The sequence below is a fragment of the Sutcliffiella horikoshii genome (assembly GCF_020524325.1).
Taxonomy (GTDB): Bacteria; Bacillota; Bacilli; order Bacillales; family Bacillaceae_I; genus Sutcliffiella_A; species Sutcliffiella_A horikoshii_D.
The window spans coordinates 558,929-583,988 of sequence record NZ_JAIVKY010000007.1; the positions used below are offsets into that span (position 1 = coordinate 558,929).

25 protein-coding genes, 1 other RNA gene, 1 pseudogene and 1 riboswitch are annotated in these 25,060 nt (G+C 39.4%); of the genes and pseudogenes, 21 read left to right on the forward strand and 6 right to left on the reverse strand.

Going from position 1 to position 25,060, the window contains the following annotated elements; genetic code table 11:
- Entirely contained in the window at window positions 1-1,356 is a 1,356-nt protein-coding gene (locus tag LC091_RS11520) for a glycosyltransferase family 2 protein (RefSeq protein WP_226682151.1), read from the forward strand.
- A gap of 92 nt (window positions 1,357-1,448) precedes the next feature.
- Here the strand turns inward: LC091_RS11520 and sinI are convergent, their stop codons facing one another.
- Entirely contained in the window at window positions 1,449-1,583 is a 135-nt protein-coding gene (sinI, locus tag LC091_RS11525) for a DNA-binding anti-repressor SinI (protein ID WP_226682153.1), read from the reverse strand.
- Complete coding sequence (locus tag LC091_RS11530) at window positions 1,580-1,954, reverse strand: helix-turn-helix domain-containing protein (protein WP_226682155.1); 375 nt, start codon at window positions 1,952-1,954, stop codon at window positions 1,580-1,582. Before LC091_RS11530 ends, sinI begins: the two co-directional genes overlap by 4 nt.
- Before the next feature lie 259 nt (window positions 1,955-2,213).
- Between LC091_RS11530 and LC091_RS11535 the strand changes: the two genes are divergently transcribed.
- From LC091_RS11535 to LC091_RS11570, 8 genes are all read left to right on the forward strand, one after another.
- The gene (locus LC091_RS11535; RefSeq protein WP_226682156.1) at window positions 2,214-2,783 is read left to right on the forward strand and encodes a signal peptidase I; all 570 of its coding nucleotides are present in this window, start codon (window positions 2,214-2,216) and stop codon (window positions 2,781-2,783) included.
- 77 nt (window positions 2,784-2,860) lie between these two features.
- On the forward strand, window positions 2,861-3,625 hold the full coding sequence (locus tag LC091_RS11540; protein WP_226682158.1) for a TasA family protein: 765 nt from the start codon (window positions 2,861-2,863) through the stop codon (window positions 3,623-3,625).
- Between the two features lie 65 nt (window positions 3,626-3,690).
- Window positions 3,691-4,323 carry an LPXTG cell wall anchor domain-containing protein gene (locus tag LC091_RS20515; protein WP_226682160.1) on the forward strand — a complete coding sequence of 211 codons (633 nt, stop codon included), beginning with the start codon at window positions 3,691-3,693 and terminating at the stop codon, window positions 4,321-4,323.
- A gap of 90 nt (window positions 4,324-4,413) precedes the next feature.
- Window positions 4,414-5,253: a hypothetical protein gene (locus tag LC091_RS11550; protein WP_226682162.1), complete on the forward strand. Its 840-nt coding sequence runs from the start codon at window positions 4,414-4,416 to the stop codon at window positions 5,251-5,253.
- 19 nt (window positions 5,254-5,272) lie between these two features.
- Window positions 5,273-5,737 (forward strand): signal peptidase I, encoded by a 465-nt coding sequence (locus LC091_RS11555; RefSeq protein ID WP_264179287.1) that lies wholly within the window; start codon window positions 5,273-5,275, stop codon window positions 5,735-5,737.
- Window positions 5,738-6,017: 280 nt separating this feature from the next.
- Window positions 6,018-6,335, forward strand: a complete 318-nt coding sequence (locus LC091_RS11560; protein ID WP_226682164.1) for a hypothetical protein — start codon at window positions 6,018-6,020, stop codon at window positions 6,333-6,335.
- A 390-nt stretch (window positions 6,336-6,725) separates the two neighbouring features.
- A complete protein-coding gene (locus LC091_RS11565; protein ID WP_226682165.1) occupies window positions 6,726-7,025 on the forward strand; it encodes a hypothetical protein in 300 nt (99 codons plus the stop codon).
- Between the two features lie 181 nt (window positions 7,026-7,206).
- Entirely contained in the window at window positions 7,207-7,410 is a 204-nt protein-coding gene (locus tag LC091_RS11570) for a hypothetical protein (protein ID WP_226682167.1), read from the forward strand.
- 27 nt (window positions 7,411-7,437) lie between these two features.
- Here LC091_RS11570 and LC091_RS11575 read toward each other — a convergent pair whose 3' ends face one another.
- Window positions 7,438-7,782, reverse strand: a complete 345-nt coding sequence (locus LC091_RS11575) for a helix-turn-helix domain-containing protein (RefSeq protein WP_226682168.1) — start codon at window positions 7,780-7,782, stop codon at window positions 7,438-7,440.
- An 88-nt stretch (window positions 7,783-7,870) separates the two neighbouring features.
- A complete protein-coding gene (locus tag LC091_RS11580) occupies window positions 7,871-8,020 on the reverse strand; it encodes an anti-repressor SinI family protein (RefSeq protein ID WP_226682169.1) in 150 nt (49 codons plus the stop codon).
- Between the two features lie 29 nt (window positions 8,021-8,049).
- Window positions 8,050-8,163, reverse strand: a riboswitch (cyclic di-GMP riboswitch).
- A gap of 449 nt (window positions 8,164-8,612) precedes the next feature.
- On the opposite strand from LC091_RS11580, the gene LC091_RS11585 reads away from it, so the two are divergent.
- The 4 genes from LC091_RS11585 (at window position 8,613) to ssrA (ending at window position 13,071) form a co-directional block, all read left to right on the forward strand.
- Window positions 8,613-9,353, forward strand: a complete 741-nt coding sequence (locus LC091_RS11585; RefSeq protein ID WP_226682407.1) for an alpha/beta hydrolase — start codon at window positions 8,613-8,615, stop codon at window positions 9,351-9,353.
- Window positions 9,354-9,560: 207 nt separating this feature from the next.
- Window positions 9,561-11,942, forward strand: a complete 2,382-nt coding sequence (rnr, locus tag LC091_RS11590; protein ID WP_226682171.1) for a ribonuclease R — start codon at window positions 9,561-9,563, stop codon at window positions 11,940-11,942.
- 120 nt (window positions 11,943-12,062) lie between these two features.
- Window positions 12,063-12,530, forward strand: coding sequence for an SsrA-binding protein SmpB (smpB, locus tag LC091_RS11595; RefSeq protein WP_226682172.1), 468 nt, complete (start codon window positions 12,063-12,065; stop codon window positions 12,528-12,530).
- Between the two features lie 198 nt (window positions 12,531-12,728).
- Window positions 12,729-13,071: a transfer-messenger RNA gene (gene ssrA / locus LC091_RS11600) on the forward strand.
- A gap of 446 nt (window positions 13,072-13,517) precedes the next feature.
- Here ssrA and LC091_RS11605 read toward each other — a convergent pair.
- On the reverse strand, window positions 13,518-13,820 hold the full coding sequence (locus LC091_RS11605) for an LAGLIDADG family homing endonuclease (protein ID WP_226682174.1): 303 nt from the start codon (window positions 13,818-13,820) through the stop codon (window positions 13,518-13,520).
- Between the two features lie 122 nt (window positions 13,821-13,942).
- Here LC091_RS11605 and LC091_RS11610 point away from each other — a divergent pair, with 122 nt between their 5' ends.
- Complete coding sequence (locus LC091_RS11610; RefSeq protein ID WP_226682408.1) at window positions 13,943-14,674, forward strand: SDR family NAD(P)-dependent oxidoreductase; 732 nt, start codon at window positions 13,943-13,945, stop codon at window positions 14,672-14,674.
- Between the two features lie 63 nt (window positions 14,675-14,737).
- Window positions 14,738-14,989 (forward strand): annotated as a pseudogene (locus LC091_RS11615) (Mpo1-like protein); the annotation flags it as partial.
- A 240-nt stretch (window positions 14,990-15,229) separates the two neighbouring features.
- On the opposite strand, the gene LC091_RS11620 reads toward LC091_RS11615, so the two are convergent.
- Window positions 15,230-15,643, reverse strand: a complete 414-nt coding sequence (locus tag LC091_RS11620) for a VOC family protein (RefSeq protein WP_226682176.1) — start codon at window positions 15,641-15,643, stop codon at window positions 15,230-15,232.
- Between the two features lie 184 nt (window positions 15,644-15,827).
- On the opposite strand from LC091_RS11620, the gene LC091_RS11625 reads away from it, so the two are divergent.
- The 6 genes from LC091_RS11625 (at window position 15,828) to LC091_RS11650 (ending at window position 25,017) form a co-directional block, all read left to right on the forward strand.
- Window positions 15,828-16,583, forward strand: a complete 756-nt coding sequence (locus LC091_RS11625) for an alpha/beta hydrolase (RefSeq protein ID WP_226682177.1) — start codon at window positions 15,828-15,830, stop codon at window positions 16,581-16,583.
- Between the two features lie 11 nt (window positions 16,584-16,594).
- Complete coding sequence (locus LC091_RS11630) at window positions 16,595-18,787, forward strand: ABC transporter ATP-binding protein (protein ID WP_226682179.1); 2,193 nt, start codon at window positions 16,595-16,597, stop codon at window positions 18,785-18,787.
- Window positions 18,784-19,278, forward strand: a complete 495-nt coding sequence (locus LC091_RS11635; RefSeq protein WP_226682180.1) for a DUF1854 domain-containing protein — start codon at window positions 18,784-18,786, stop codon at window positions 19,276-19,278. Before LC091_RS11630 ends, LC091_RS11635 begins: the two co-directional genes overlap by 4 nt.
- Window positions 19,279-19,783: 505 nt before the next feature.
- Window positions 19,784-21,160, forward strand: a complete 1,377-nt coding sequence (locus LC091_RS11640; protein WP_226682181.1) for an ABC transporter substrate-binding protein — start codon at window positions 19,784-19,786, stop codon at window positions 21,158-21,160.
- Window positions 21,161-21,194: 34 nt separating this feature from the next.
- Window positions 21,195-24,134: an extracellular solute-binding protein gene (locus LC091_RS11645; RefSeq protein ID WP_226682183.1), complete on the forward strand. Its 2,940-nt coding sequence runs from the start codon at window positions 21,195-21,197 to the stop codon at window positions 24,132-24,134.
- Entirely contained in the window at window positions 24,124-25,017 is an 894-nt protein-coding gene (locus LC091_RS11650; RefSeq protein ID WP_226682185.1) for a carbohydrate ABC transporter permease, read from the forward strand. The genes LC091_RS11645 and LC091_RS11650 overlap by 11 nt, the downstream gene beginning before the upstream one ends.
- The last annotated feature ends 43 nt before the right edge of the window (window positions 25,018-25,060 follow it).

The window sequence follows — 25,060 nt, forward strand, 5'->3', positions numbered from 1 at the left end:
ATGGTAGAGTTCTTTGCAGTTCTTCTATTTCTTTTGACAATTATGTTTCCAATTTTTCATATTATAAACGCAATCTATGCCTCAAAGGGAAAAAAGCAGCAAACAACAGGAATCATTAGTGAAAAAGGTATATCCATTTTGATTCCCTGTTATAATGAAGAATCCATTATCCAAACGACCATTGATTCAATTGAAAAAATGCCTTACAAAGCAGCCGAATATATTTTTATTAATGATGGTAGCACAGACAAGACCATGATGGCTCTATTTAATTTATTGGAATTAAAGATTGTATATAAAGATTATCCATTAACACGTTTGGAATTTATGCCAATTAAAAACATCTATAAGTCAGAGAAGTTCCCTAACATTATGGTTATTGATAAAGTGAATGGTGGGAAGGCAGATGCTTTGAACGCAGGTATCATACTAGCAACACACGAGTTAATTATCACCCTTGATGCTGATAGTATTCTTGATGATCAAGCATTATCGATAATTAATGAAAAGTTTGAAGATGAAAGTATTATAGCCGCAGGTGGAATGGTACAAATTCTGCAAGGAAGTAGAAGATCCGGGAATAAATTAATGCCCAGTCTAAAAAGCAAGCTAATTGTAAGGCTACAACTGCTTGAATACCTAAGAGGATTTTATGTATATAAGGCATCATTAGCAAGATCAAATGCACTTTCTATCATATCAGGCGCGTTTGGTGTTTTTCGAAAGGAAGTCCTATTAGAAGTGAATGGATATAGGAAAACAGTAGGTGAAGATATTGATATAACCCTGAAAATACAGAAATATCTAGAAAGCAAAAAAGGGAGCAGAGTTGTTTTTATTCCGGAAGCTTGTTGCTATACAGAGGTTCCTGAAACCTGGAAGGATCTTTATAATCAAAGGATAAGGTGGCAGAAGGCATTTACAGATTGCCTAGTGATTTACCATAAAGACTATTGTAAATCTATTTTTTCTAAAAAACTCCCCTTCTTTTTCCTCATTGATTCATTTTTTGTAGGTGTCGTATGCAGTTACCTATTTTTAATGAGTATTTTACCTATTATCTTTAATGTAGGTCATATAAATTCAGAATTTGTGATGCTATATCTCATAATATCTACATGCAGCAATTTAACTTATAGCATTGTATCCATATGGATTGCAAGGAAATACAGTTTTATTCTTCCTGTAAGTGAGAAGACAAAATTAGCAAATACTATCATACTAGATCTGTTATTGTTTCGTTTCTTGAATATACTAGTTATATGTATTGGAACTATCGCCTATTTCATCAAGAAAGAAGGATGGAACAAAGTAGCCCGGACAGGCAGAGATTATTCAGTTGAACAGGCTAGCTAGTGTACCTACACGCTCTTGCGTTCTTTATTAAGAATTATATATTCTCTAACAGAAAAAGCCACTATCCAAAAAAAACGGAAAGTGGCTCTTTCTTATTTCAAGACTATTTCTTTTTTATTCTGTTTTTCCGTTTCTAGGAGGAAGGCCTTAACCTCTTCGATAGAAATTCCATAAGCTCTAGCTAATGTCAATAGTTCCACCCATTCCATATCCATCTCAACGTTCAAGCCTCTTCTTCCTCCTTTTTCGAAACTGTCTTCTTGGCACCCTGCCATTTTTGGAACTCCATGTACTCTTTAAAATGAATAAAATCTTCCTTACTAAAACCCTCCGAGATTGCTCGCTGCACCAACCGTTTCCATTCATCATCCAGCATTAGAACTTCAGGTTTATCGTCCTCCGACTCCCCGTTCAATAAAAATTCCAATTCTGTCTCAAGCGTCACGGCGATCTTATTCAAAAACTGTAGAGAAGGATTTGTCTGGATATTTCTCTCCAAATAACTCAAATAAGACTTCGACACACCAGCCAGTTCCGAGAGTTCACTCAATGAATAGCCCTTCCTCTTCCTCAACCTCTTTAAGCGCTCACCAAGCATACTCGTCCCCTTAAATTATTATGACGTATGTTCATTATATAGCACAAATTATTCTTTATAAAAAACGAAATAGTGAGATATCTTTAGGAAAATCAAGGAAAGTAGACAAAAACGTTCTTTATTAAGAAAATATGAACGAATTTGAGGTTTTTCTAAAAGAAGTAGGTGTTTTATACTACGTATTGTAAGGTTCTTTAAAAAGAACAAAAATGAATTAACTTCAGATAACCTTTAATGATATTTAGGAGGGAACTACAATATGAAAGTGTTAAAGATAATAAGTAGAGGATTAACAGTTTTACTACTTATTTGCCTAGTGTTTGCTGCAATCTTAGCAATATCTTCTAACTTAGCAGGTGGAACCCCGAAGTTCTTTGGAAAAACTATGATGATTGTCCTATCAGGGTCAATGGAACCGACTATTCCCACTGGATCAGCTATCTTTGTGGAGGAGGTAACAGATCCAACTCAATTAAAAGTAGGGGATGTAATAACCTTCGAATCACCAATACATGAGAATACAAGAATTATAACTCATAGAATTACCGAGGTAGCATCTACTGTCCCTCTGGAGTTTATTGCTCAAGGTGATAATAATCAAGCGGCAGATCCGATGCCAATACCTGCAGAAAACATTTTGGGAAAACACTCTGATATAACAGTACCTTATCTAGGATATGTACTCTCTTTCTTACAATCCAAGAAAGGAATTGGCTTAGCATTAATCATCCCTGGGTTGCTAGTAATTATTCTCGAAGTAATTTCAGTTTGGAGAATGCTAGGTAGAATGGAATCAAAAGAAAAAACCGAAACAAAAAGTATCGCATAACCACTATTGGTTGTTTCTTCTCTATCATGAGAAGTTCAATAAATTTTGCTACATATATTATAAGGAGGAATTTAGTAATGGACATTAAAAAGAAGTTATTAGGAAGTGCAGCAACTATCGCTTTAGCATCCATGGCAACAATCGGAGGAACTTTTGCTTATTTCAGTGACTCTGTTGATGCGACAAGCCAGTTTACTAACGGAACTATCAATTTACAACCTGAAAAACCTTACTTGGAGCATTTTAATATTAAAAATTGGAAGCCTGGCGATACTCTTGTTGCTAACAGAGGAAATCAGGAGCCTGCTATGATTTTGAACAACCAAGGCACACTTCCAATGAACGTATTCATGAAAGTGGATACAAGTAGCGTTAAAGGGACTCATAATGAAATAATTGTACAGAGCTTAATGTTTGGAGATGTAGATTTATTAGCAGCATGGTTTACAACTGAGCAAATTGAGGCAGGAGTAACATTGGCTGAATTGGATGAAGTTGCTAATGGAGACACTACCTTAAATAATAATGAAATAAAGGACATTGGTAAATACATTGGGTTCTTAAATGCCCCAACTAAAAACTCAGATGGCACTACAAATAAAGCAGGTACAATTAAGGGAGTTAAATATCAGTTGCATTTTAAAGATTCTGGTTTAGATCAAAATAAACTTCAAGGTGACCAAACTTCAATTAAATTTGAGTTTACTGGGTTACAATATGAAGGCATCACTTATGATGAAAGCAACCTTTCCAATCATAAAGAAGGCGGTGGCGGTCAGTACAGCGAGGAAGATGGATTTGATATAAATGATAGATCTAATGAGGGTGACAAAAACAACTAATGGAAGAAAGGGTGGGGATTCTCCACCCTTTTTATATATAACTCTATAAACAAAGAGGGATAATTGTGAAGATAAAAATCACGCTATCTATCGGTTTGATTATTATTATGTTGCTTGCTAATACTTCTTTTTCCTCAAGTGGTGCACAAGAGCAAGAAAAAAACTTATCTATTTCTACTTTTCCTAGTGAGGTCTTTATAGATTTAAGCGGACTCAAACCAGGTGACAATATAATTAAATCCATAGATGTGAAAAATATTGGAAATCTGGATTTTAGTTATTCAACTTACTCAGAGTTTAAAGATGGTTCAAAGAAATATTTTAATGCATTAGAACTAAGTGTATATGATAATAAGGAAAATATGATATTCGATGGGTTTCTTAGAGATTTGAAGTCGATATCCAAGAGAGAGTTAGCAATTTTCACACAAGAAAAACTCCGTTTTGAAGTTCATATACCCCACCATTTAGGTAACGAATATCAAGGTTTATCAACGGAATTTAATTTAGTATTTAATGCGGAAGAAGTTATAGGTGATAAAAACATTGTACCAAGTGTACCTGTTTCAAATGATACTAATCAGTTGCCAAATACAGCTAAAAACTATTATAACTTCATATTACTGGGTATTTTGCTTTTAGTTATTGGGAGTTTAGGGGCTATCCTCAGAAAAAGGTATGCAAAACAGGAATATTAACCTTAACGAAATAGTGCACTAGATTCTAAATTAAAGTAAAAACTATTAATTATTTTCCTTGAAAAGGTTAGATCTAAAAGAGGTGGTACAATGAATAAAAAAATTATTGGCTGTATAGCGCTAATTAGTATTTTTCTAATTTCAAAAGGTTTTTCAGGTTTACAAACGGTTGCTTACTTTTCAGATCAATTAGTGTATACTACTACAATCGAATCTGGTGAGTGGGAAACTAAATGCAGTATTACATTAGAGCTTGTTAATCAAACAGATAAGAAGCTAGTCGATATAGATATTGTAGCAGGTCAAGACTCTCATCCGAAAAACAACTACAATATCTATCCTATAGGTATTGAAAATGATTCATTAACAAATGAAGAGAGTAAGTCATATTCATTTGATTTAGAGCACAGAGAAGCTTTTCATTGTAATTTACAATGGATATATTTTGATATAAATGCCATAGATGAGGATGGAAACAGGTACTCGATTACCCAAGTGCGGGGGAAAGTACACAACCCACCAGGAAAAGTGAAAGATGGAGTTTCTACTGCATATTTAAAAGTTGTGATTAGTGAGGAACTAGTGGTGGATGACAACAAAAAACCTAAAAAGAAAAAAACAAATGAAAGAGAAGTAAGTAATAAAGATGTTAAAGAAATGGTAGATGAAACAAAAAACAAAGAAGAGTCAGAAACAAAAGCTGAGTCAGAAGATAAAGAAGATGAAAGTAAGATAACTGAAAATAAGGAAAAAAATGATGAAGTGGTAACGGAAGAAAAAAATGAGGAGGAAAAAGAATTAGAAGTAAGTGAAGAGATAGAAGAAGAAACATCAGAGGAAGAGTCAGAAGTTCAATCTCAAACTGAAGAATCAAATAATGGTGAGGAAGTTGTAGATAATGAGACGGACAATGAATCAGAAGAGAACTAAAAAAACAGTCAGTTCCATATTGATTATCGTACCTCTACTTATTCTAGCCGCCACTTATTGTTTAAATAATATTAAAGTTGCTGTTGTGCTGTCTGATAGTATGAGGCCCACTTTTTCAACAGGAGATTTGATTATTTCAAAGTTAATTTCTTCTGAAGAAGTCAACATTGGAGATGTTATCTCATATGGAAAGAACAAAGAAGTACCAATAACACACCGAGTCATGAAAATAGAAAAGAATTCCTTTACAACTAAGGGAGATTCTGTATCTATAGATAATACAGAAAATGTGGAAAAATCCACAATAATAAGTAAGTATGTGTTTCGGGTACCTTATGCAGGGTATATAATCAATTGGATATCTAGTCCTTGGGGTTTCTTGTTATTTTATGTAATTCCAATTAACTATATTTGCTACACAATTATCAAGAGAATTATTTATAGCAGGAAATCTCATAAAAGATATATGCCTCAGGTTTTTTAACTTAAAATTAATTCTAAGGTCACTTCTAGTGATCTTTTTTTATTGGGCACGCACTTTTGTTCTTTAACGTGAACATATATTTTCTTTATACAAAACAAAAAACTGCGAATGCAAGAGATATCACGAGCTTTAGGTAGAATATTGTTCTTAATTGCGCTAAAATGCAGTATTTTGAATATTTAAAAAGAACGATCACTCCTCTATACTCAAATTATAGTTCATTATAAAGAACTGAAAAGTTGGAATGGGAGTTGGTGATGTGTCCTTGATCCAGAGGTGTTTGATTGTGTTAGTATCGGCCTTGGTTTTTATTTTAGTTACTACTCCCTTCTCAACAAAGGCTGCAGATATGGAAAATCGCTACATAGAACAAGGGGGACATGTTACATTATTTCATCTGGTGAAACTAGCTCCTTCTAGGGTGATGGAGGAGAAGGTAATTACCATAACGAACAAAAATGAATACTCGGTGGAAATTGCAGCAAGTTTTCGATTCAATTTGGAGAAGAGTGGATTAGAGTCACAAAAGTTACAACATATGCTTGAATTTTTTGAAATGAGTTCAGAATATACTTGGCAAGTAAAGTCCATCATATAGATTGGACAAGCATGACAGAAGTGAATGAAAAACTTCAGAGTTAAATCAAATTCCTTCAAAGGGAATGTTTGAAATTATGTATTCCATCCGACTTCTGGAAACGTGGAGATAGCTGGTGGAGGATAAGCTAGTTTTGACTATTCTTCTGGCTACCTTTCTGCAAGTAGATCTCAAAGTGCTGAAGAGTGGAAGTCCATTGAAAATAACAGTACCGACCTCCGCATCATCTTAAGTGCAAGCTTTACAGGTAAGCTTAATGGTGATTCTTCTGAAATTAAATTCTCTCAATATAGATCTACTGCTCTTTTTGTTTTCAATAAAGAATCAAGTGATGTTTAAGATGCAGAATTTATTGATGAAGCCCTAAGAGAGTATTTGGAAAAAGACGATATGTCTTTGCTTGAGTTGGAAAAGCCCTTGCAAGAGTTCTATGGAGCTAAAATGGAAATTGTGGTAATTGATGAAGGAGAAGAAGATGTTGAAGTACTTGAGGAAACGCTCGAGGCTTCCCAAAATGCTCCTTTTGCAGCACAAGTAAGCTCAGAATACATTGAAGCTCAGCTTGAGAATAGCGTTTCTTCTGTAGGAACTATGTCCCATGATCCAGTTAAAGTCATGGAAAAAGGTATCCTCTTTGGAGAAACAATCTCCCGTCAACATTACGTACATGTTCTTTTCGGAACTATCTGAAAGAAACAGCTGGCAATGAATATCAAAATGCGAAAATGGACTTCCATATCCATGTAGAGGCAAATCAAGTAGATCGCCTGGCTGATACAGAATGAAAAGGTTTATTCATTTAATAAAGCTATAAAAAACCCGTTCATTTACCACTAAATACACACTAAATGAACAAAAAAGGAGGGCTCTTATGTACACGAAAGTTTGTCCAACATGCAGCCAAAAATCTTTTAGCAGTTGTTCGACATTAGATTGGGAGTGTCCTGTATGTGCTACAAATTTGACACCGCAATATGCAACAGTTGCGGGCGGCTCAGTTGTAAAAAGAGCCCTTCCGTTTACAAAGCAATTAACGTTCGTTATCAAGTCGTATAGAATAAACCAACAAATCTAGAACAAAACAAATAATCGCTGACCTAGGTCAGCGATTATTTTTATTTTCCTGATTTATCTTCCACTTATTAAATTCCAAAAACTCTTTAAACTGATCCTTGGTCACCCCAGAATCCATCGCCTCTTTCACAAGAGTTGCCCACTCTCGATCAAGGTTTTCTTTTATTTGGGCTTCGTCCTCATCGTGCAGGAGGGTGTTTACGGTTACTCCAAGTACGGATGAGACTTTCTCCAGGAATTGAACAGATGGATTGGATTGCAGGTTCCGTTCGATTGAGCTAAGGTATGATTTAGCCACGCCGGCGCGTTCGGCTAGTTCGGACATGGACATTTTTCGTTGTTCTCTATATTTTTTAATTCGTTCACCAATCATGGCTTTCACCTTCCTATCATGCTTATTATAGCATATAACGAAGGGTTTGTTAGATATTTAGAACGAAAATACGTAAATATTCACAAAATTAGAGTTTGAATGAACTATGATTGCGATAATTATGTAAGAAATCTCTAATTTCTGCAGAGGAAATACCCATTTCTAGTGCATTCGTTATTAGATCTACCCACTCCTTATCTAAATTTTCTGTCATTTCAAATGTTACGTTTTCCATCATCCTTTTCCCTCCTAAAATACTTTGGTATTTCAGGCAGCCCAGCCATCATAATTCGTAAAAGGACTTTTTTATTTCTCTTTTACATAATCTTAGATCTGTTGACTTTGCGTCCTTGCCTTTCAGCAAGTTTGCCTTTGACTGTTGTGTCGAATGATTCGATATACAACTTTGGTATTGCTACCATTGTCCTTCCTATTCCCCAAATTTATTATAAAATAACTAAATATTGAATGTTGCAGATTAGTGTCGAAGGGTCCTAATTATTTCAAAAAAATTCTTTGAGGAATGAAAAGTACATTAAAGCTTTTATAAGGGGATAGATTAACGAATTTTGAATAGTAATTTAGTGTTTTTTAACCACATTTATACTAAATGAAAAACATTATTTTTGTCGATTTCCTCCTACTAAACATTCATTTTGATATTGCTATAAAAACTACCCCCTAAAACAATAACGTCCCTTCGAAAAAGCTCCCATAAAGCTATTCCCCATCCTTTATGGTAAAATGTTCTTTTCGGACTAATCATATCTGATATTTAATTAAAAGTAGCATACTATAAATACATGTGAAAGAAAGGATGTTCTGACGTGATGAAAGTGAAGCTGCCTAAGCCTTTTACGTTTGAAGGCGGAGATCGTGCGGTATTGATGTTACATGGGTTTACAGGGAATTCGGCGGATGTGCGGATGATGGGCCGGTTCTTGGAGAAGAGAGGGTATACTTGCCATGCGCCTCAGTATAAAGGGCATGGGGTGCCACCGGAGGAATTGGTTCATACTGGACCGGAGGATTGGTGGGAGGACGTGACGGAAGCCTACCAGTTTTTAAAGGATAAAGGTTTTGAAAGCATTGCGGTCGTAGGTCTGTCTTTGGGTGGAGTTTTCTCATTAAAGTTAGGTTATACAGTTCCGGTGAAGGGTATTGTGCCTATGTGTGCGCCGATGTATATCAAGAGTGAAGAAATTATGTACCAAGGTGTCTTGGAATACGCGCGCGAGTTTAAGCGCCGTGAAGGGAAAAGTGCGGAGCAAATTGAACAAGAAATGAAGGAATTTGAAAAGACACCAATGGGTACATTGAAGGCATTGCAGGAATTAATTGCTGACGTGCGGAATAATGTAGACATGATCTATTCTCCAACATTTGTTGTACAAGCCCGACATGACAACATGATTAACACAGACAGCGCCAACATTATTTACAATGAAGTGGAATCGGACGATAAGAAAATTAAATGGTACGAAGAATCCGGTCACGTCATCACCCTCGATAAAGAACGAGAACAACTCCACCAAGACGTATACGAGTTTCTAGAGTCACTGGATTGGTAATACTACTTGAAGAGACTATTTAGTGAAGTAACCTAGCTAGTGATTGGAGTAATAGGCGCAGACTCCTGAGGGAGATAGCGGTAGCTTGAGACCCCGCAACGCAGTGAGGAGGCTCAAGCACCGCCCCTAGGAAAGCGAAGCCATTTGCGGAAATCACTAGCGGTGTACTACAGTAATTTTAAAACCCGAAAAGGGGAGGGATATATAATGGAAGAAATAATTCAACAACACGTAGATAAATTACTTTCCTATATGAAAGAAGAAGCCTACAAACCACTAACAACACAAGAACTTGAACAAGCCTTCGGTATCAAAGACTCAGAAGAATTCAAGGACTTCGTAAAAGCGTTAGTATACATGGAAGATCAGGGACTCGTTGTGAGAACTCGCAGTAACCGCTACGGCCTTCCGGAAAAAATGAATCTAGTCAAAGGAAAAGTAATCGGTCACTCTAAAGGATTTGCATTTGTCATGCCGGAAGAGGCGGATATGGACGATGTGTTCATTCCACCAAACGAACTGAACAATGCCATGCACGGAGATATCGTTCTTGTACGCGTAAGCAGAAAGGCTGCAGGTGATTCGCGTCAAGAAGGTACGGTCATCCGGATCGTTGAACGCGGAGTCAAAGAGATTGTTGGTACATATACCGAGAGTAAAAGTTTTGGCTTCGTAATTGCAGACGACAAAAAAATTGCGAATGATATCTTCATTCCGAAAAGTGCCAGCAATGGTGCGGTTGAAGGACATAAGGTTGTAGTGAAACTAGTTACTTATCCGGAAGGTCGCCTTAGTGCGGAGGGTGAAGTCATCCGCATACTCGGTCATAAAAATGACCCGGGTGTAGATATCTTGTCTGTCATTCATAAGCATGGCCTGCCACAGGAGTTTCCAAGAGAGGTTCTAGATCAGGCGAACGCCACACCGGATGAGATTGATGAAAAAGATCTTGGAGATCGTCGTGACCTTCGAGATCAGGTGATTGTTACGATTGATGGAGCGGACGCAAAAGACCTCGATGACGCGGTAACTGTGACGAAACTGGACAACGGTAACTACAAGCTTGGCGTTCATATCGCGGACGTCACGCATTATGTTACAGAAGGGTCACCGATTGATATGGAAGCGCAGGAGCGAGGAACAAGTATTTACCTCGTGGACCGTGTAATCCCGATGATTCCACACCGCCTTTCCAACGGTATTTGCTCGTTAAATCCTAAAGTAAATCGCCTTACGATTTCTTGTGAGATGGAAATTAATAATGCCGGTGAAGTGGTGAAGCATGAGATTTTCCACAGTGTAATCAAGACAACGGAACGTATGACTTATTCAGATGTCAAAAAAATTCTCGTTGATCAGGACGAAGAAGTAATATCTCGTTATGAATCCTTGGTACCGATGTTCCAGCTAATGGAAGAGTTGGCTGCTGTCCTTCGGAAAAAAAGGATGACGCGTGGGGCCATCGATTTCGACTTCAAGGAATCCAAAGTAATTGTGGATGAAGAGGGTGCACCAAAGGATGTAGTTCTTCGAGAACGTTCCGTAGCAGAGCGTTTGATTGAAGAGTTCATGCTTGTTGCCAACGAAACGGTAGCCGAACATTTCCATTGGATGAATGTACCGTTCATCTATCGTGTCCATGAGGATCCAAAAGAGGAGAAACTGCAGCGTTTCTTCGAGTTCATCACAAATTTCGGTTATGTGGTAAAAGGAAAAGGCAATGAGATTCACCCACGTGCGCTTCAAGAAGTAATTGAAGCGGTACAAGGTAAGCCGGAAGAAATGGTAGTATCCACTGTCATGCTTCGTTCTATGAAACAGGCGAAATATGATGAGGAAAGCTTAGGGCACTTTGGTTTGTCCACAGAGTTCTATACACATTTCACATCACCTATCCGTCGTTATCCTGACTTAATTGTTCATCGTTTAATTCGCACATACCTGATTCAAAAGAAACTGGATGCGAAGACACAGGAGAAATGGAGCGACAAGCTGCCAGAAATCGCAGAGCATTCCTCTAACATGGAACGCCGGGCAGTTGATGCAGAGCGTGAAACAGATGAACTGAAAAAATCCGAGTACATGCTTGATAAAATTGGAGAAGAATACGATGGAATCATCAGCTCTGTTACAAACTTCGGAATGTTCATCGAGCTGCCAAATACGATTGAAGGTCTTGTTCATGTGAGCTATCTGACGGATGATTATTACCGCTACGATGAGCGCCATTATGCGATGATCGGAGAGCGCACAGGGAAAGTATACCGCATCGGAGACGAGATCACCGTTCGTGTGATTAACGTAAACAAAGATGAGCGATCCATTGACTTTGAAGTAGTTGGCATGAAGGGTACTCGCCGCCCAGATACGAAGAGTGCACCGCGTGTCATCCAAAGCGAACGCAAAAAGCCAGCCAAAGGCCGCAGCCAAAAGCGTAAAGATGAGAGTAATATTGATGATTACACGTTTGAAATCGGCTGGACGACTAAGGGGCCAGGTACAGGTAAGCCTAGCACTGGTAAAAAGAAAAAGAAAAACAAGAAGTTCTTTGAAAATGCGCCGAAACAGAAGCGTAAAAAGAAGAAGTAATAAGTTTTGAACGGGAAGAAGGGTCTTTTTCACAAAGGAAGACCCTTCTTTCTTGTAGAGGGATAGTGGATTTGGTAAAATATTCACTACACCTTAATAGAAAGAAAGGGGGAAACATCCATGCCAAAAGGGGAAGGTAAGGTAATCAGTACCAATAAAAAAGCCAACCATGATTACTTCATTGAGCAGACCTATGAAACAGGTATGGTCCTGCAGGGTACAGAAATCAAATCCATGCGTGCTGGCCGAGTAAACTTGAAGGATTCCTTTGCACGAGTGCAAAACGGCGAAGTATTTTTACACAACCTGCACATCAGTCCTTATGAGCAAGGAAACCGTTACAATCATGATCCACTGCGTACTCGCAAGCTGCTTCTTCATAAGAAACAAATCAATCAGCTGATTGGTCTTACCAAAGAAGAAGGATACGCCCTGGTGCCTTTAAAAATCTATCTTAAAAATGGCTATGCCAAGCTTTTAATAGGATTAGGAAAAGGTAAAAAGAAATACGACAAGCGTGAAGACTTGAAGAAGAAAGAAGCGAAACGTGATATAGAGAGAGCGTTCCGTGAACGTCAAAAGGAATAGTATAGTATATTTTACAGTAACTTACAATTGCAAAGTAATCTGTATGTGCTATAATAAGGTTGTCGCTGACATAAGCAGTGACACATTGATAATTGAATAGGCCAACACATTGGCTTGATTATCTTTCCCGTAGAACCTCGTGTTTTTGCTCTTTGTTGATTTAAACTTCAACAGAGACATTTATTATCGAGGGGACGTTACGGATTCGACAGGGATAGTTCGAGCTTGGGTTGCGAGTCGGGGGGATCGTCCTCGTCATCAACGTCAACGCCAATAATAACTGGCAAAGAAAACAACAACTTCGCATTAGCTGCCTAATAACAGTCTGATGCGGTTCCTCCCTCCATCGCCCATGTGGTAGGATCAGGGACTCACTCTTAGTGGGCTACGCCGGAGATCGCCGTCTGAGGTCAAAGGAAGAGAACAACCAGACTAGCTGCTAGGATGCCAGTCAATAGGCGGAACAGTTAGCGAAATACTAATATATTGACTACACTCGTAGATGCTTAAGTGGCGATGTTTCTGGACGTGGGTTCGATTAATTATTAGTCGCCTTGTATGGCAACATACAAGTGAAAATCTGGCTTTATCGGTGAAACCTAAGTCGTATTTATTTTACGATAAGGCAATGCCGAGCGGTATGTGGAGCAATCCAACAGCCGTGTATCGACTCATAGGTTGCCACAACAGTGGTAATACTAGGATGCGGAACTGCTAGTTGCAGAAGCAACTAAAAATTTTAGTCCGCATAATACGCCAGAGGACCTCAACCTTGAGGTTCAAGATATAGTCAGTGCCATGACGAAAGCATGGAATTGCACGTCCCACCGTCTCCATATTAAATAAACCGCACTTTTCAAAGTGCGGTTTTTGCTTTTTATTTAAAGTTTAAAAAATGTTTCTTCAAATACAGCTTTTTTTACCCTTTCTTTCTCATTATACTTCCCATTTCTCTTGGTTACTAATTCATAATTATCTAAAATGTACTTAGCTCTTCTCTTTTTTTACATTAACTCTTAAGTAAGGATGTATATATTGGAGTATATTAAGTACGACTCTTTTATTTTTAATGCTAAGTGAAAATGAATTTTTATGAACACTAGGTTTATAATTTTTCTTTCTTGTAATTGAGCCACCAGTTAAAAACTTTACATACTCTAATAATTCTATATCTGTTGAAGCAATAGTTATACAAGGACGCCTATATTCATTTTTATGTATGTTTGTTAATAAGATGCTGCCTTCTCCATCTATAATACCGGCAAGATATGCGGCTTCATAATCTTTCATTTCTTCACCTTCTTAATCTATAGTTTGTTAATATAAAGGGTATAAGAAAAATGTGTATATTAAATTTAGTCTAGGGGTATTAAACAGTGAAAAAATTTATACTTAGGAGATAAAAAACTATGATGAATTTCCAAAACAAAACCGTCATCGTCACCGGTGCAGCAAACGGTATAGGTAAAGGAATCGCATCCTCTTACATAAGTGCAGGAGCGCGAGTGGTACTTGCTGATATGGATGAAAAAGCTGGCGAGGATCTTCAACAGAAGCTAGGGGACAATGCTCTTTTCGTCAAAACAGACGTCCGCAAAGAAGAGGACATACGACACCTGATAACTAAAACAATGGAACACTTTCACCAAATTGATATCCTTGTTAATAACGCAGGCGTATCCAGATTCACTCCCATTCATGACCTGACAGTTGAAGCTTGGGACGATGTAATCAACACAAATTTACGCAGTGTGTTTATTGCTTCTAAAGAAGCATCAAAGTACATGAAAAATGGCGGCGCTATCGTTAACATCGCCTCTACTAGGGCGACTATGTCTGAACCAAATTCAGAAGCATATGCAGCAACTAAGGGAGGCATTGTAGCGCTGACGCATGCGCTGGCAGCTTCCTTAAGTGAACGGAAAATTACTGTGAATGCTATTTCACCTGGATGGATTCAGAATGAAAACTATGAAGAGTTAAGAGATAAGGACCATGCACAACATCTGTCCAATCGGGTCGGGAAGCCTGGTGACATTGCAAAGGCTTGCTTGTACCTAACTGACTCCGAAAATAATTTTGTTAACGGAGAAAATATTACGGTAGATGGCGGCATGACAAGAAAGATGATTTATGAGGGATAACTTGAAATGAAAGAAAAAGTGAAAAGTGACTTGCTATTATATCAGTAGGCACATAAGAACTCATGGAATCAGGTTCTACATTATTTTGCTTTTCTAGCAGCTTTATTGGCTTGGATTTTTTTATTGATTAATTGGCGGGTCACCATAGTGCTCGCTATACTGCATTATGTTTTTTCATGGATCGGACACTTTTATTTTGAGAAGAATAAGCCAGCATCATTTAGGTATCCACTCGTTGGGTTTTATGCCGGTTTTAGTTGGTTTTTCTTAAAAACATTTGAGCTAATTTCAGGTAAAAAAATTCTGCCTAAATGAATCCATACGCTTCGAGAACCGCAATGGCTCTCGAAGCTTTTTTATATATTAGTTTCTGTTAAACACCGCTGTTGATTTACGCACTAGGCTTCGCTTTCCTAGGGGCGTTTGGGGAGCCTCCTCGGCTTGCGCCTGCGGGGTCTCCCTTAACGCTATCTCCCTCAGGAGTCTTCGCCTATTGCTCCAATCAACAGCTAGATTGTTGTAAAAATCAACAGCATGCTCTAAAAGGGCCAAATATTATTGTGGCTTTGTATAATTCAAGTCCCATTTCACACCAAAGGAGTCTTGAACGCTTCCATAACGGGCTCCCCAAAAGGTGTCTTGAAGCTCCATTAATACTTTTCCGTTCTCACTAAGGCGTGCGTATAAGGTGTCAACTTGTTCCTCACTTTCCATTTCTAACATGAGAGAGACATTGCCGCCGATCTCTACTGTTTGACCCGGGAAGGAATCAGATGCCATCAGAGTTAGGTTTCCTTTTTCAAATCGAGCGTGCATAACTAGGTTGTCCGCTTCAGGTGGCGTCGGGAAGTCCGCTTCGCCGAAGGTCATGATGCCTTTAATTTCTCCTTCAAATACCTCTTTGTAAAACTCAAGTGCCTGTCTAGCGTTACCGTTAAAAGATAAATAAGGAACAGCTTGATGCTTCATTTTCAACACTCCTTCTAAATAGGTATGTACTTACTCCTCCATTATATTTAGGGTTTAATAAAAAGTAAAGAACATACGTTCGACAAAATAGAATTTTCTAAAAAATATTGAAAGCGGATTCACTACCTCGTATAATGGAAAAAGTCGAAACGTTTCAACAACTCATAAAAGGGAAGTGAGAATCATGGCTAGAATTACATGCGATTTTTTCTCGGAGGCTTTGCAATGTTCAACATCCATGACGGTCCTATTACCGCAGCCTAATTCACAAATTGGGGTCTCAACAAAAGTAAAACAAAAGAAACACCCTACCCTCTATTTACTTCATGGACTTTCAGATGACCATACCATTTGGACAAGATTCACTTCCATAGAACGTTATGCCGCTGCTATGGGCTGGGCGATTGTGATGCCAGCTGCAGGGAGAAGTTTTTACACAGATATGGAACATGGATATGATTTTTACAAATTTGTCAGTGAAGAAGTGCCAACTCTTGCTCAAAGCTTTTTTCCGCTGTCAGATAAGAGAGAGGAAAATTTTATTGCCGGACTTTCCATGGGTGGTTACGGGGCTTTCAAAGTTGCCATGAGGAATCCAGAGAAGTTTGCTGCAGCGGCAAGTATGTCAGGCTCTGTAGATATCAATGAACGATTACCTGCATTCCCTAGGGATTTCAAGTACATATTTGGCGATCGTCCTATTTTGGGAAGTGAGGATGACCTCTATCATCTTGCAACAAAAATCGGTGAAAAGGCTCCAAAACTCTATCAGTGCTGCGGCACGGAAGATCATAACTATGAAGCAAATATTCGCTTTAGGGATCATGCCATCCAAGTGGGATTAGATCTTACCTTCTCCGATGGACCAGGAGGCCATGATTGGGGATATTGGGACAAGCATATTCAAGATGTGTTGGCATTTTTTGAACAACAGCTTTAAAGGGGGACTATATGTCGTTTATTGAATCGTGTCACTTTCAGGTACACATAGATGGGGAGTTATTATTTTTAGCTAAGACAGATATGAAGGAAGACGGACAGTTTGGAGAGAACTGGCTTGCTCATTCTGATAAGGAAATTCAACTATTGTCTGACCGTGGAGAATTGTTAAAGAAGGTTGAATTGCACAATGTTCGTTCCATCAAATTGGAGCGGTTTATCGGAGCTGGTGCCTTAATAATTACTAATGGGGATGACAAAGTAAATGAGGTTCTGATTAGATGCTCCGCTTCTTACATCCAAAAATTTTCTATCGCGGAAAAGTTTATTAATTGTTTAGCTAAAAATGAGCAGATCCCACAATTGTCTAAAACGGAACAACCGAGGATTTGTCAGAAGTGTCAACGCCCATTTGAGGATGGGACAGAAGTATGTTCTGTTTGTGTGGACAATAAAAAAGTGATTGCTAGAGTCTTAGATTTTGCCAAGCCCTATAGTGGCAAGATGGTGCTTGTCGCGGTATTTTTACTTGTTGCAACTCTTCTAGAGCTCGCCCCTCCTTATCTGACAAAAATTATTGTGGATGATGTGTTAGAACCCAAAGGTTTAGGAAGCTCTTTAATAATACTAGTAATACTTCTTGGTGTAACAGGATTAGTGCTAACATTAATGCAATTTTTACAAGGTGTTTTGGGAGTTTGGGTTGGAAGCCATATCATGGGCGATATGAGGAAGGAAATCTATGAAAACCTGATGCGTCTGTCTGTCAGTTATTTCGATCGCAGGCAAACCGCACAGTTTATCTCGAGAGTGAATAGTGATGCGGAATCAATCAGGCAGTTTCTTACCGATGGAATTTTATATATCGTCGGGCAATTATTGTTGCTCATTGCCATTATAGTCATGATGTTCAGTTTGGATTGGAAGTTGGCGCTATTTGCGTTATTGCCTTCTCCGATTGTTTTACTCTTTTCTATGGTTATTTGGCCGCGTGTGCAGCATCTTTGGTATAAACAATGGCAATCCACTAATAAGCTGAACATGATTGTCGGCGATACACTACAAGGGATACGAGTGGTTAAAGCATTTGGTCAGGAAGGACAAGAGCAGGAGCGATATATGCACGGAAATCGTGCGCTCGTGAGTCAAACTTTCAAAACAGATGGCCTTTGGCAAGGGGTTTTCCCGTTGTTTTCCTTCATTACAGGTTCGGGGATGTTGTTGGTATGGTATTTTGGAGGTTTGTCTGTCATAAGTGATGATATTACGCTCGGTACTTTGCTTGCCTTTGTTGCTTATCTTGGGATGTTTTTTGGTCCGTTGCAGTGGTTCAATCAGATGATAAGCTGGGTGACAAGGGCGATTTCATCAGCTAATCGCATTTTTGAGATAATTGATACACCTTCTGAAGTTCCTGATAATAAAAATGCTATCGTGTTAGATAAAATTGCAGGTCATGTTCAAGTTGAAGGCGTGACCTTTGGATATGAAAAGCATCAACCAGTCATAAAAAACATTAATCTTGATGTGAAACCTGGTGAAATGATCGGGCTTGTCGGTCATTCTGGAGCCGGTAAATCTACCTTAATCAATTTAGTTACTCGCTTTTATGATCCAAATGAAGGTAGGATTTTACTAGATGGTGTGGATTTAAAGAATTTAAAGCAAGAACAGCTTCACCAGAATATAGGGGTGGTTTTACAGGAAACGTTTTTATTTGACGGAACCATATCTGAAAATATTGCCTATTCTAAGCAGGATGCGACACCGGAAGAAATAATGCGGGCCGCTAAAATTGCTAATGCCCATGAGTTCGTGGTGAAGATGTCAGATGGCTACGATACGAAGGTTGGGGAACGGGGACATCGATTATCAGGAGGGCAAAAGCAACGAATTGCTATTGCTAGGGCGATATTGCATGACCCTCGTATTCTTATCTTGGATGAGGCGACAGCATCCGTTGATACAGAAACGGAACGAAAGATTCAAGAAGCTATATCAAGGCTTGTGAAAGGGCGAACTACCTTTGCCATTGCCCATCGTTTATCAACGCTGCGCAATGCAGATAGACTTGTAGTGGTGGATAAAGGCGTTATCGCAGAAGTGGGTACACATGAGGAACTGCTTAAAAAAGAGGGAATCTATTATAAACTTGTGGAGGCGCAACGAGAGCTGTCGCAAATAAAAGGAGTAGAGGTTGGATGAGTGGAGAATATGATATCACCTATTTTGACCCTCAAGAGGTAGAGTTTTTCTATGGGAACGGGACTACCATGCACTTCAGGCATAAAGGAACTGATTACCCCAATGTAAGTATCTTTCGCACCTTTCCTTTCTCGAAACCATACGAGTATATATCCATTTGGAATGAGGATACAGAGCTAGGGGTCATTAAGAGTGTGGATCAATTAGATGATGAAAGTGAGGCTGTATTACGAAGGGAATTGCATGTTCGCTATGTGGTCCCGGAGGTGAAAAGAATTCAGTCAATAAAAGAAGAACCAGGTCTTTGGATCTTTGAACTCCTCACTGACAGAGGGCCATTAAAGCTCATGATGAGAAACATACACGAGCACCTTGAACTGCTTCCACCCAACCGAATCATCATCACCGACATGGACGGCAAACGCTGCGAAATTACAAATATCAAAGAACTAGACCTACACAGTAGAAAAGAACTATCAAAAGTGATCTAATAATAAGTAAGCTCTGTTAAAGTTAAATGTTGAGTTATTTTCGCCTTCTAGCTGTTGATTGGAGCAAAGGGCGAAGACTCCTGAGGGAGAAAGCGGTAGCTTGAGACCCCGCAACGCAGTGAGGAGGCTCAAGCACCGCCCCTAGGAAAGCGAAGCCATTTGCGGAAATCAACAGCGGTGTACCACAGAACAATAAAGCAATTATCGAATCGATTCTATCAATCAGAATCGGTTTTTTTTCTATTTTTCATAAACATAGAAACACAGGTAATACCCACCAACGCCTTATAAATTAAGACTTTTCAATCAATTCTATCAATCTCCGAAAATATTTCGAGAATAATATTGTAATCGTTTACAATACGGAGTATAATGACGTTAGTGAAACGTATCAATTGCAGATAGACAGGTAAAAAAGGTTGAGTAGATCTCCCTTTTTATTTTTACGAACAAATTGAAACGTTTCGATTAAATGACTAAATATTAAATAAGGGGTGTATGGGTAATGAAATTGATGAAACCTTGGATCGCGATTGCCGCTTCGTTCATGCTGGTAGTTGGGTGCAGTAATTCCAACAATGCTTCAAATGACGCGGAGAAGGAAGGTAACAACGAGGATCAAGTAACCATTAAGTTTGCTAGTTGGGCACTTGGAACGGAAGAGGATAATAACATCGAGCGCTTAATGATTGCGGAATTCGAAGAGAAATATCCTAACATTGATGTAGAAATTGATGAGTCTATCGCAACAGATGACTGGAATAACTCCCTTTCCTCTGCAGCAAGTGCAAATGCGATGCCTGACGTATTCATGGTATCTCAAGTGCCGACTGGCCTTGCGAATGACTGGTTGTTAGATGTAACGGAATTGGCTGCAGAAGATGAAGATTTTGCAAAGATTCCTGAAGTTGTAACAGATTCTGTTACATACAATGATGCGGTATTTGCCATTCCTAGTGCACAGCATTTCCTTGGTTATTTTGTAAATAAAGATTTATACAACCAGGCAAACCTGGATGTTCCTGAATATGGTTTCTCTGTAGATGAATTTACGGAATCTGTTCGTTCCGTGACTAACGTAAACAGTGGAGTGGTTGGATTAAATAATCCATTTGCTATTGTAGATTGGTATCCTTCTTCTGTAAACGAAGAGATTGGCTGGTATACATTCAGTGAAGATGAATATCACCTAAACAGTAATGAATTCATTTCTGGTGTTAATCTTACAAGTGATTTCGTAACAAATGGCTATTCTTATGAGAATTTGTCTGATGAGCAAAAAGCTAACTTCAATGGTGAGAATGCTGGAGAAGTATTTGCCGGCGGTGGAATCGGACTTAACTGGGATGGTACATGGGCAGTGGAAAACTTCTCTACTAACCTTGATTTTGATTGGGACTTCGTTGGAACTCCTGGTGGAAGAACGGTTATCGTAAATGATTTCATGGGAATCTCTAAATCTACTAAACATCAAGAAGAAGCATTTCTTTTTGCTAAGTGGATGAGCTTTGGTAAAGAAGGATTCTTGAAGCGTATTGATTTAGCAGTAGAGAATGACAAGGCATTGAACAACTTACCTGTAACACAGGACGAAGAAGTATTGGATGCATTCTTTGAAGTTCAGGATATCCCTGGCTTACGTACAGCATATGACAATTTAGCGAATGGAATCGTGGAACCTGTTAAAACAGTACCAGGATTCGTTCAGTCCAGATGGGAAGCACCAACTGGGGTAGCAGTTGGCGACAATCCTAATGCAAATATCGCAGGATTAATTGATGCTAGTATCAGAGGCGAAATTAAGATTGAAGACTACGTGGCACAAATCAATGAATTAGCAAATCAAAAGTACCAAGAAGGCAAAGAAGCGATTGGTCAATAAGATGTATCAACTGTGAAGGGGATGGGGATTAGATATGAAACGTAAAATGATGTTCTGGTCATTAATACTGCTGTTGCTAGTACCAGGCCAATTCGCATTTGCTGATGAAGAGAAGAGCCTAGAGCAGGTGGCAGAACAAGTCATTGAGCCACGCTATCTATCAATCCTTAAACAGTGGAATGAAGTGGGACAAGACAACGCGCAAGATTTCGAGCGCGTTGTCCCTCCCGCCGATTTTTTATCCATTGATGAGAATAGCCTGCTTTCTAGTGGAGAAAGCAAGGAGTATGGCGATCAGGTATATGCTTGGAGAAACAAAGATACAGTCACGATTGAAGTGGATGTAGAGGAAGAGGGTTTATATGAACTGGGCTTTGACTATTATCCTCTTGGTGAAGGAATTGTCCCGATAGAGGGATCTATCAAAGTAAACGGGGAATATCCGTATTTTGAAAGTCGAAGGATTACGTTCCCGAAGGACTGGAAAAGCGCAACCAATGATTTTGAGCAGGACCGTTTTGGAGATGAAATTATCCCGAAGCAGCTGCCAATCGAACAATGGCATTTTATCAAAGCAGAGGATTCTAGTCATCTGCAAGCAAGACCGTTGAAGTATAGATTAAAAGAAGGTAAAAACACCATCACACTTGAAAACATCCGAGGAGAAATGCTGCTTGGAAATATTTATGTGAGCGGTGTGGGAACGATCCCTACATATGAAGAATATCGAGAAAACCAAGCTGGGGATCTCACGGAAACAAACAGTATCACGATTGAAGCGGAGCACCCGCTGAAGAAGAACAGCTCTTTTATCAGACCTGTGAATAGACAAGATGCATCTGTTGTCCCTTATGAACGTGACAAACGCTTATTGAATGCAATCGGCGGAGAGTCATGGGAAACGAGCGGTCAAATGGCTACATGGGAAATGGAAGTGGAGGAAGCAGGCTACTATCATATTTCCTTGAAGGTATTACAAGAAAAACAATCAGGCTTTCCGGTGTTCCGGACAGTCATGATCAATGGAGAGGTACCTTTTAAAGAAGTAGAAAGCTATACTTTCCAACAGGAGAAAAACTGGGTAAATGAAACGCTTAGCAACGAAGACAGGGAACCGTATTATTTTTATCTAGAAAAGGGCAAAAACACCCTGACACTTGAAGGTGATGCGTCACCTGTAAATCGCACGTTATTCGAAATGGATGAAGTGATGAAGGGCATTGAACAGCTCTCTTTATCTATTAAACGATTAACTGGAAACAACCAAGATCGCTCTCGCGGCTGGAGAATTACCGAGTACATGCCTGAGATAAAAGGGGAACTTACTTCCTGGGCGGATAAGCTTGAAGGAGAAAGTGAGTATCTGCTTGAGTTAAGTGGTGGAAAAGAATCAGTGGAAATTGTATCGCTCACCATTGCCGTCGAACGGCTGAGGGAACTTGCAGCAGATCCTGACAAAATTCCGGCACGACTGACTCAGCTTTCAGAAGGCTCCAGTTCTGTCGCACAGCTTCTTGGAAATGCAACACTGAATTTGAAAAAACAGCCATTGATAATGGATCGAATATATATTCACGGTGACGAAAAGTTACCAAAACCAGAACTAGGTTTCTTTGCAAAAGCAAAAGAATCTGTTTTGAAATTCTTCCACTCGTTCCAGTCTAATACGTTAGCAACGGAAAAAGTGGATGAAGATGTGGTGGATGTGTGGGTTAACAGACCACGTCAATATGTGGAATTGATGCAGAACATGGTGGATCAGAACTTTACTCCTCAAACAGGAATAAAAGTGAGATTTTCCATCATGCCTTCCGAGCAAAAGTTGATTTTAGCAAATGCAGCGAACAGTCAGCCGGATCTCGCGCTTGGAATTAGTAGCTGGCTGCCATATGAACTAGCTATCCGTGGAGCGGCGTATGACTTAAGAGAGTTTGACGATTTTAATGAAACGCTTGCTCACTTCTCACCTGGCGCTTTGTTGCCAATGATCATTGAAGATGAAGTATACGGGTTGCCGGAAACGCAGGATTTCTTTGTTCAATTTTACAGAAAAGATATTTTAGGTGCCTTGGATGTTCCTGTCCCTGACACATGGGATGATGTAGTAGATGTCTTGCCAGAGCTGCAACGCTTTGGATTAAATTACTACACCCCTATTGCAGGTGCAGTAGCGTTCAAGCCATTCCAGTCAACCTCTCCATTTATCTATCAGCATCAAGGGGACATGTATAAAGAGAATGGCATGGGTACGACGATTGACAGCGATGAAACAGTCCGCGGGATTCAGCTTATGACGGATTTAAATACGATTTATAGCACGCCGCTTCAGGTGCCGAATTTCTATAATCATTTCCGTTATTCCACATTGCCAATTGGTGTGTCTAACTTCCAGACTTATGTAGAGCTTACATCTGCAGCACCAGAAATCTCTGGCTGGTGGGACATTTCCCTTCATCCTGGAGTGGAAAATGAGAACGGAGAAGTGGAAAGATGGGCAACAGGGTCTGGACAAGCCGGCATGATTTTTAACGGCAGCAAGAATAAGGACGAAGCGTGGGAAGTGCTGAAATGGTGGATGTCTACAGAAACACAGACTGACTTTGCCACTACCCTGCAGATTATGTACGGTCCTTCTTACATGTGGAATACCGCAAATCTTGACGCTTTTAAACAATTACCATGGCCAGAGGAACATAAAGAAGTCATCTTAGAGCAATGGGAACATTTACGTGAAGTACCGAAAACGCCATACACCTATATGGTAGAGCGTGAGATTAGTAATGTATGGAACCGCGTGGTCTTTGACGGGGAAAATACCCGGTCAGCTGTTGATGATGCGGTAGTGACCATTGACCGTGAAATGAGACGGAAGATGGAGGAATTCGGATATATGAAAGACGGAAAAATCGTGAAAACCTATCCGATTCCAACGATTGAACAAGTAGAAAGCTGGGTGGAAGAAAATGAGGAGTAGCCTTCAAAAGCATGCAAGTACATCGATCTTTCTTGCACCATATTTAATCTTTTTCTTTACCTTTATCATCATTCCGGTGGTAGTGGCCATTCTCTTATCGTTCACGTACTTCAATGCGATAGAGATGCCGAGCTTCATAGGGCTTGCCAACTATGTGAGTGTGCTTACGCAAGATGAAGTCTTCATGCAGCGCGTCTTGCCGAATACATTGATGTTTGCAGTCATCGTCGGGCCGGGGGGATATATTTTATCCTTCCTGCTAGCCTGGATGCTTGCACAGATCTCCAAAGGGCCGCGAACGGTATTGGCGCTTATCATCTATTCCCCTTCCATGACAGCCGGAATTGCGATGGCAGTTGTGTGGACCATTATATTTAGTGGGGATCAGACAGGTTATTTAAACAGTCTTTTAATCACAATCGGTGTTATCTTGGAGCCTGTTCAATGGCTGCAATCACCAGATCACTTAATGACGATCATGATTGTTGTAACCCTTTGGGGGAGCATGGGAGTAGGGTTCCTTGCGATGCTATCGGGTGTTCTGAATATCAATAAGGAAATCTATGAAGCTGGTTATATTGACGGCATAAAAAATAGATTCCAAGAAATCATTTATATCACGATTCCATCCATGAAGCCGCAGATGCTTTTCGGAGCTGTCATGGCAGTGGTCGGAACGTTCCAGGCCGGTGCGATCGGGGTCGCCTTATCCGGTGCCAACCCGACACCTCAATATGCAGGTCAGTTAATGGTTAACCATTTAGAAGACTATGGATTTATCCGTTACGAAATGGGATATGCAGCAGCAATATCCGTTCTATTACTATTATTCGTATATATCTTCTCAAAAATCGCCTGGCGTTTATTCGGTGAAAAAGACTAAATGGCGATGGTTGTTTTCTAGGGAAAAGTTAATAAGTGGATTG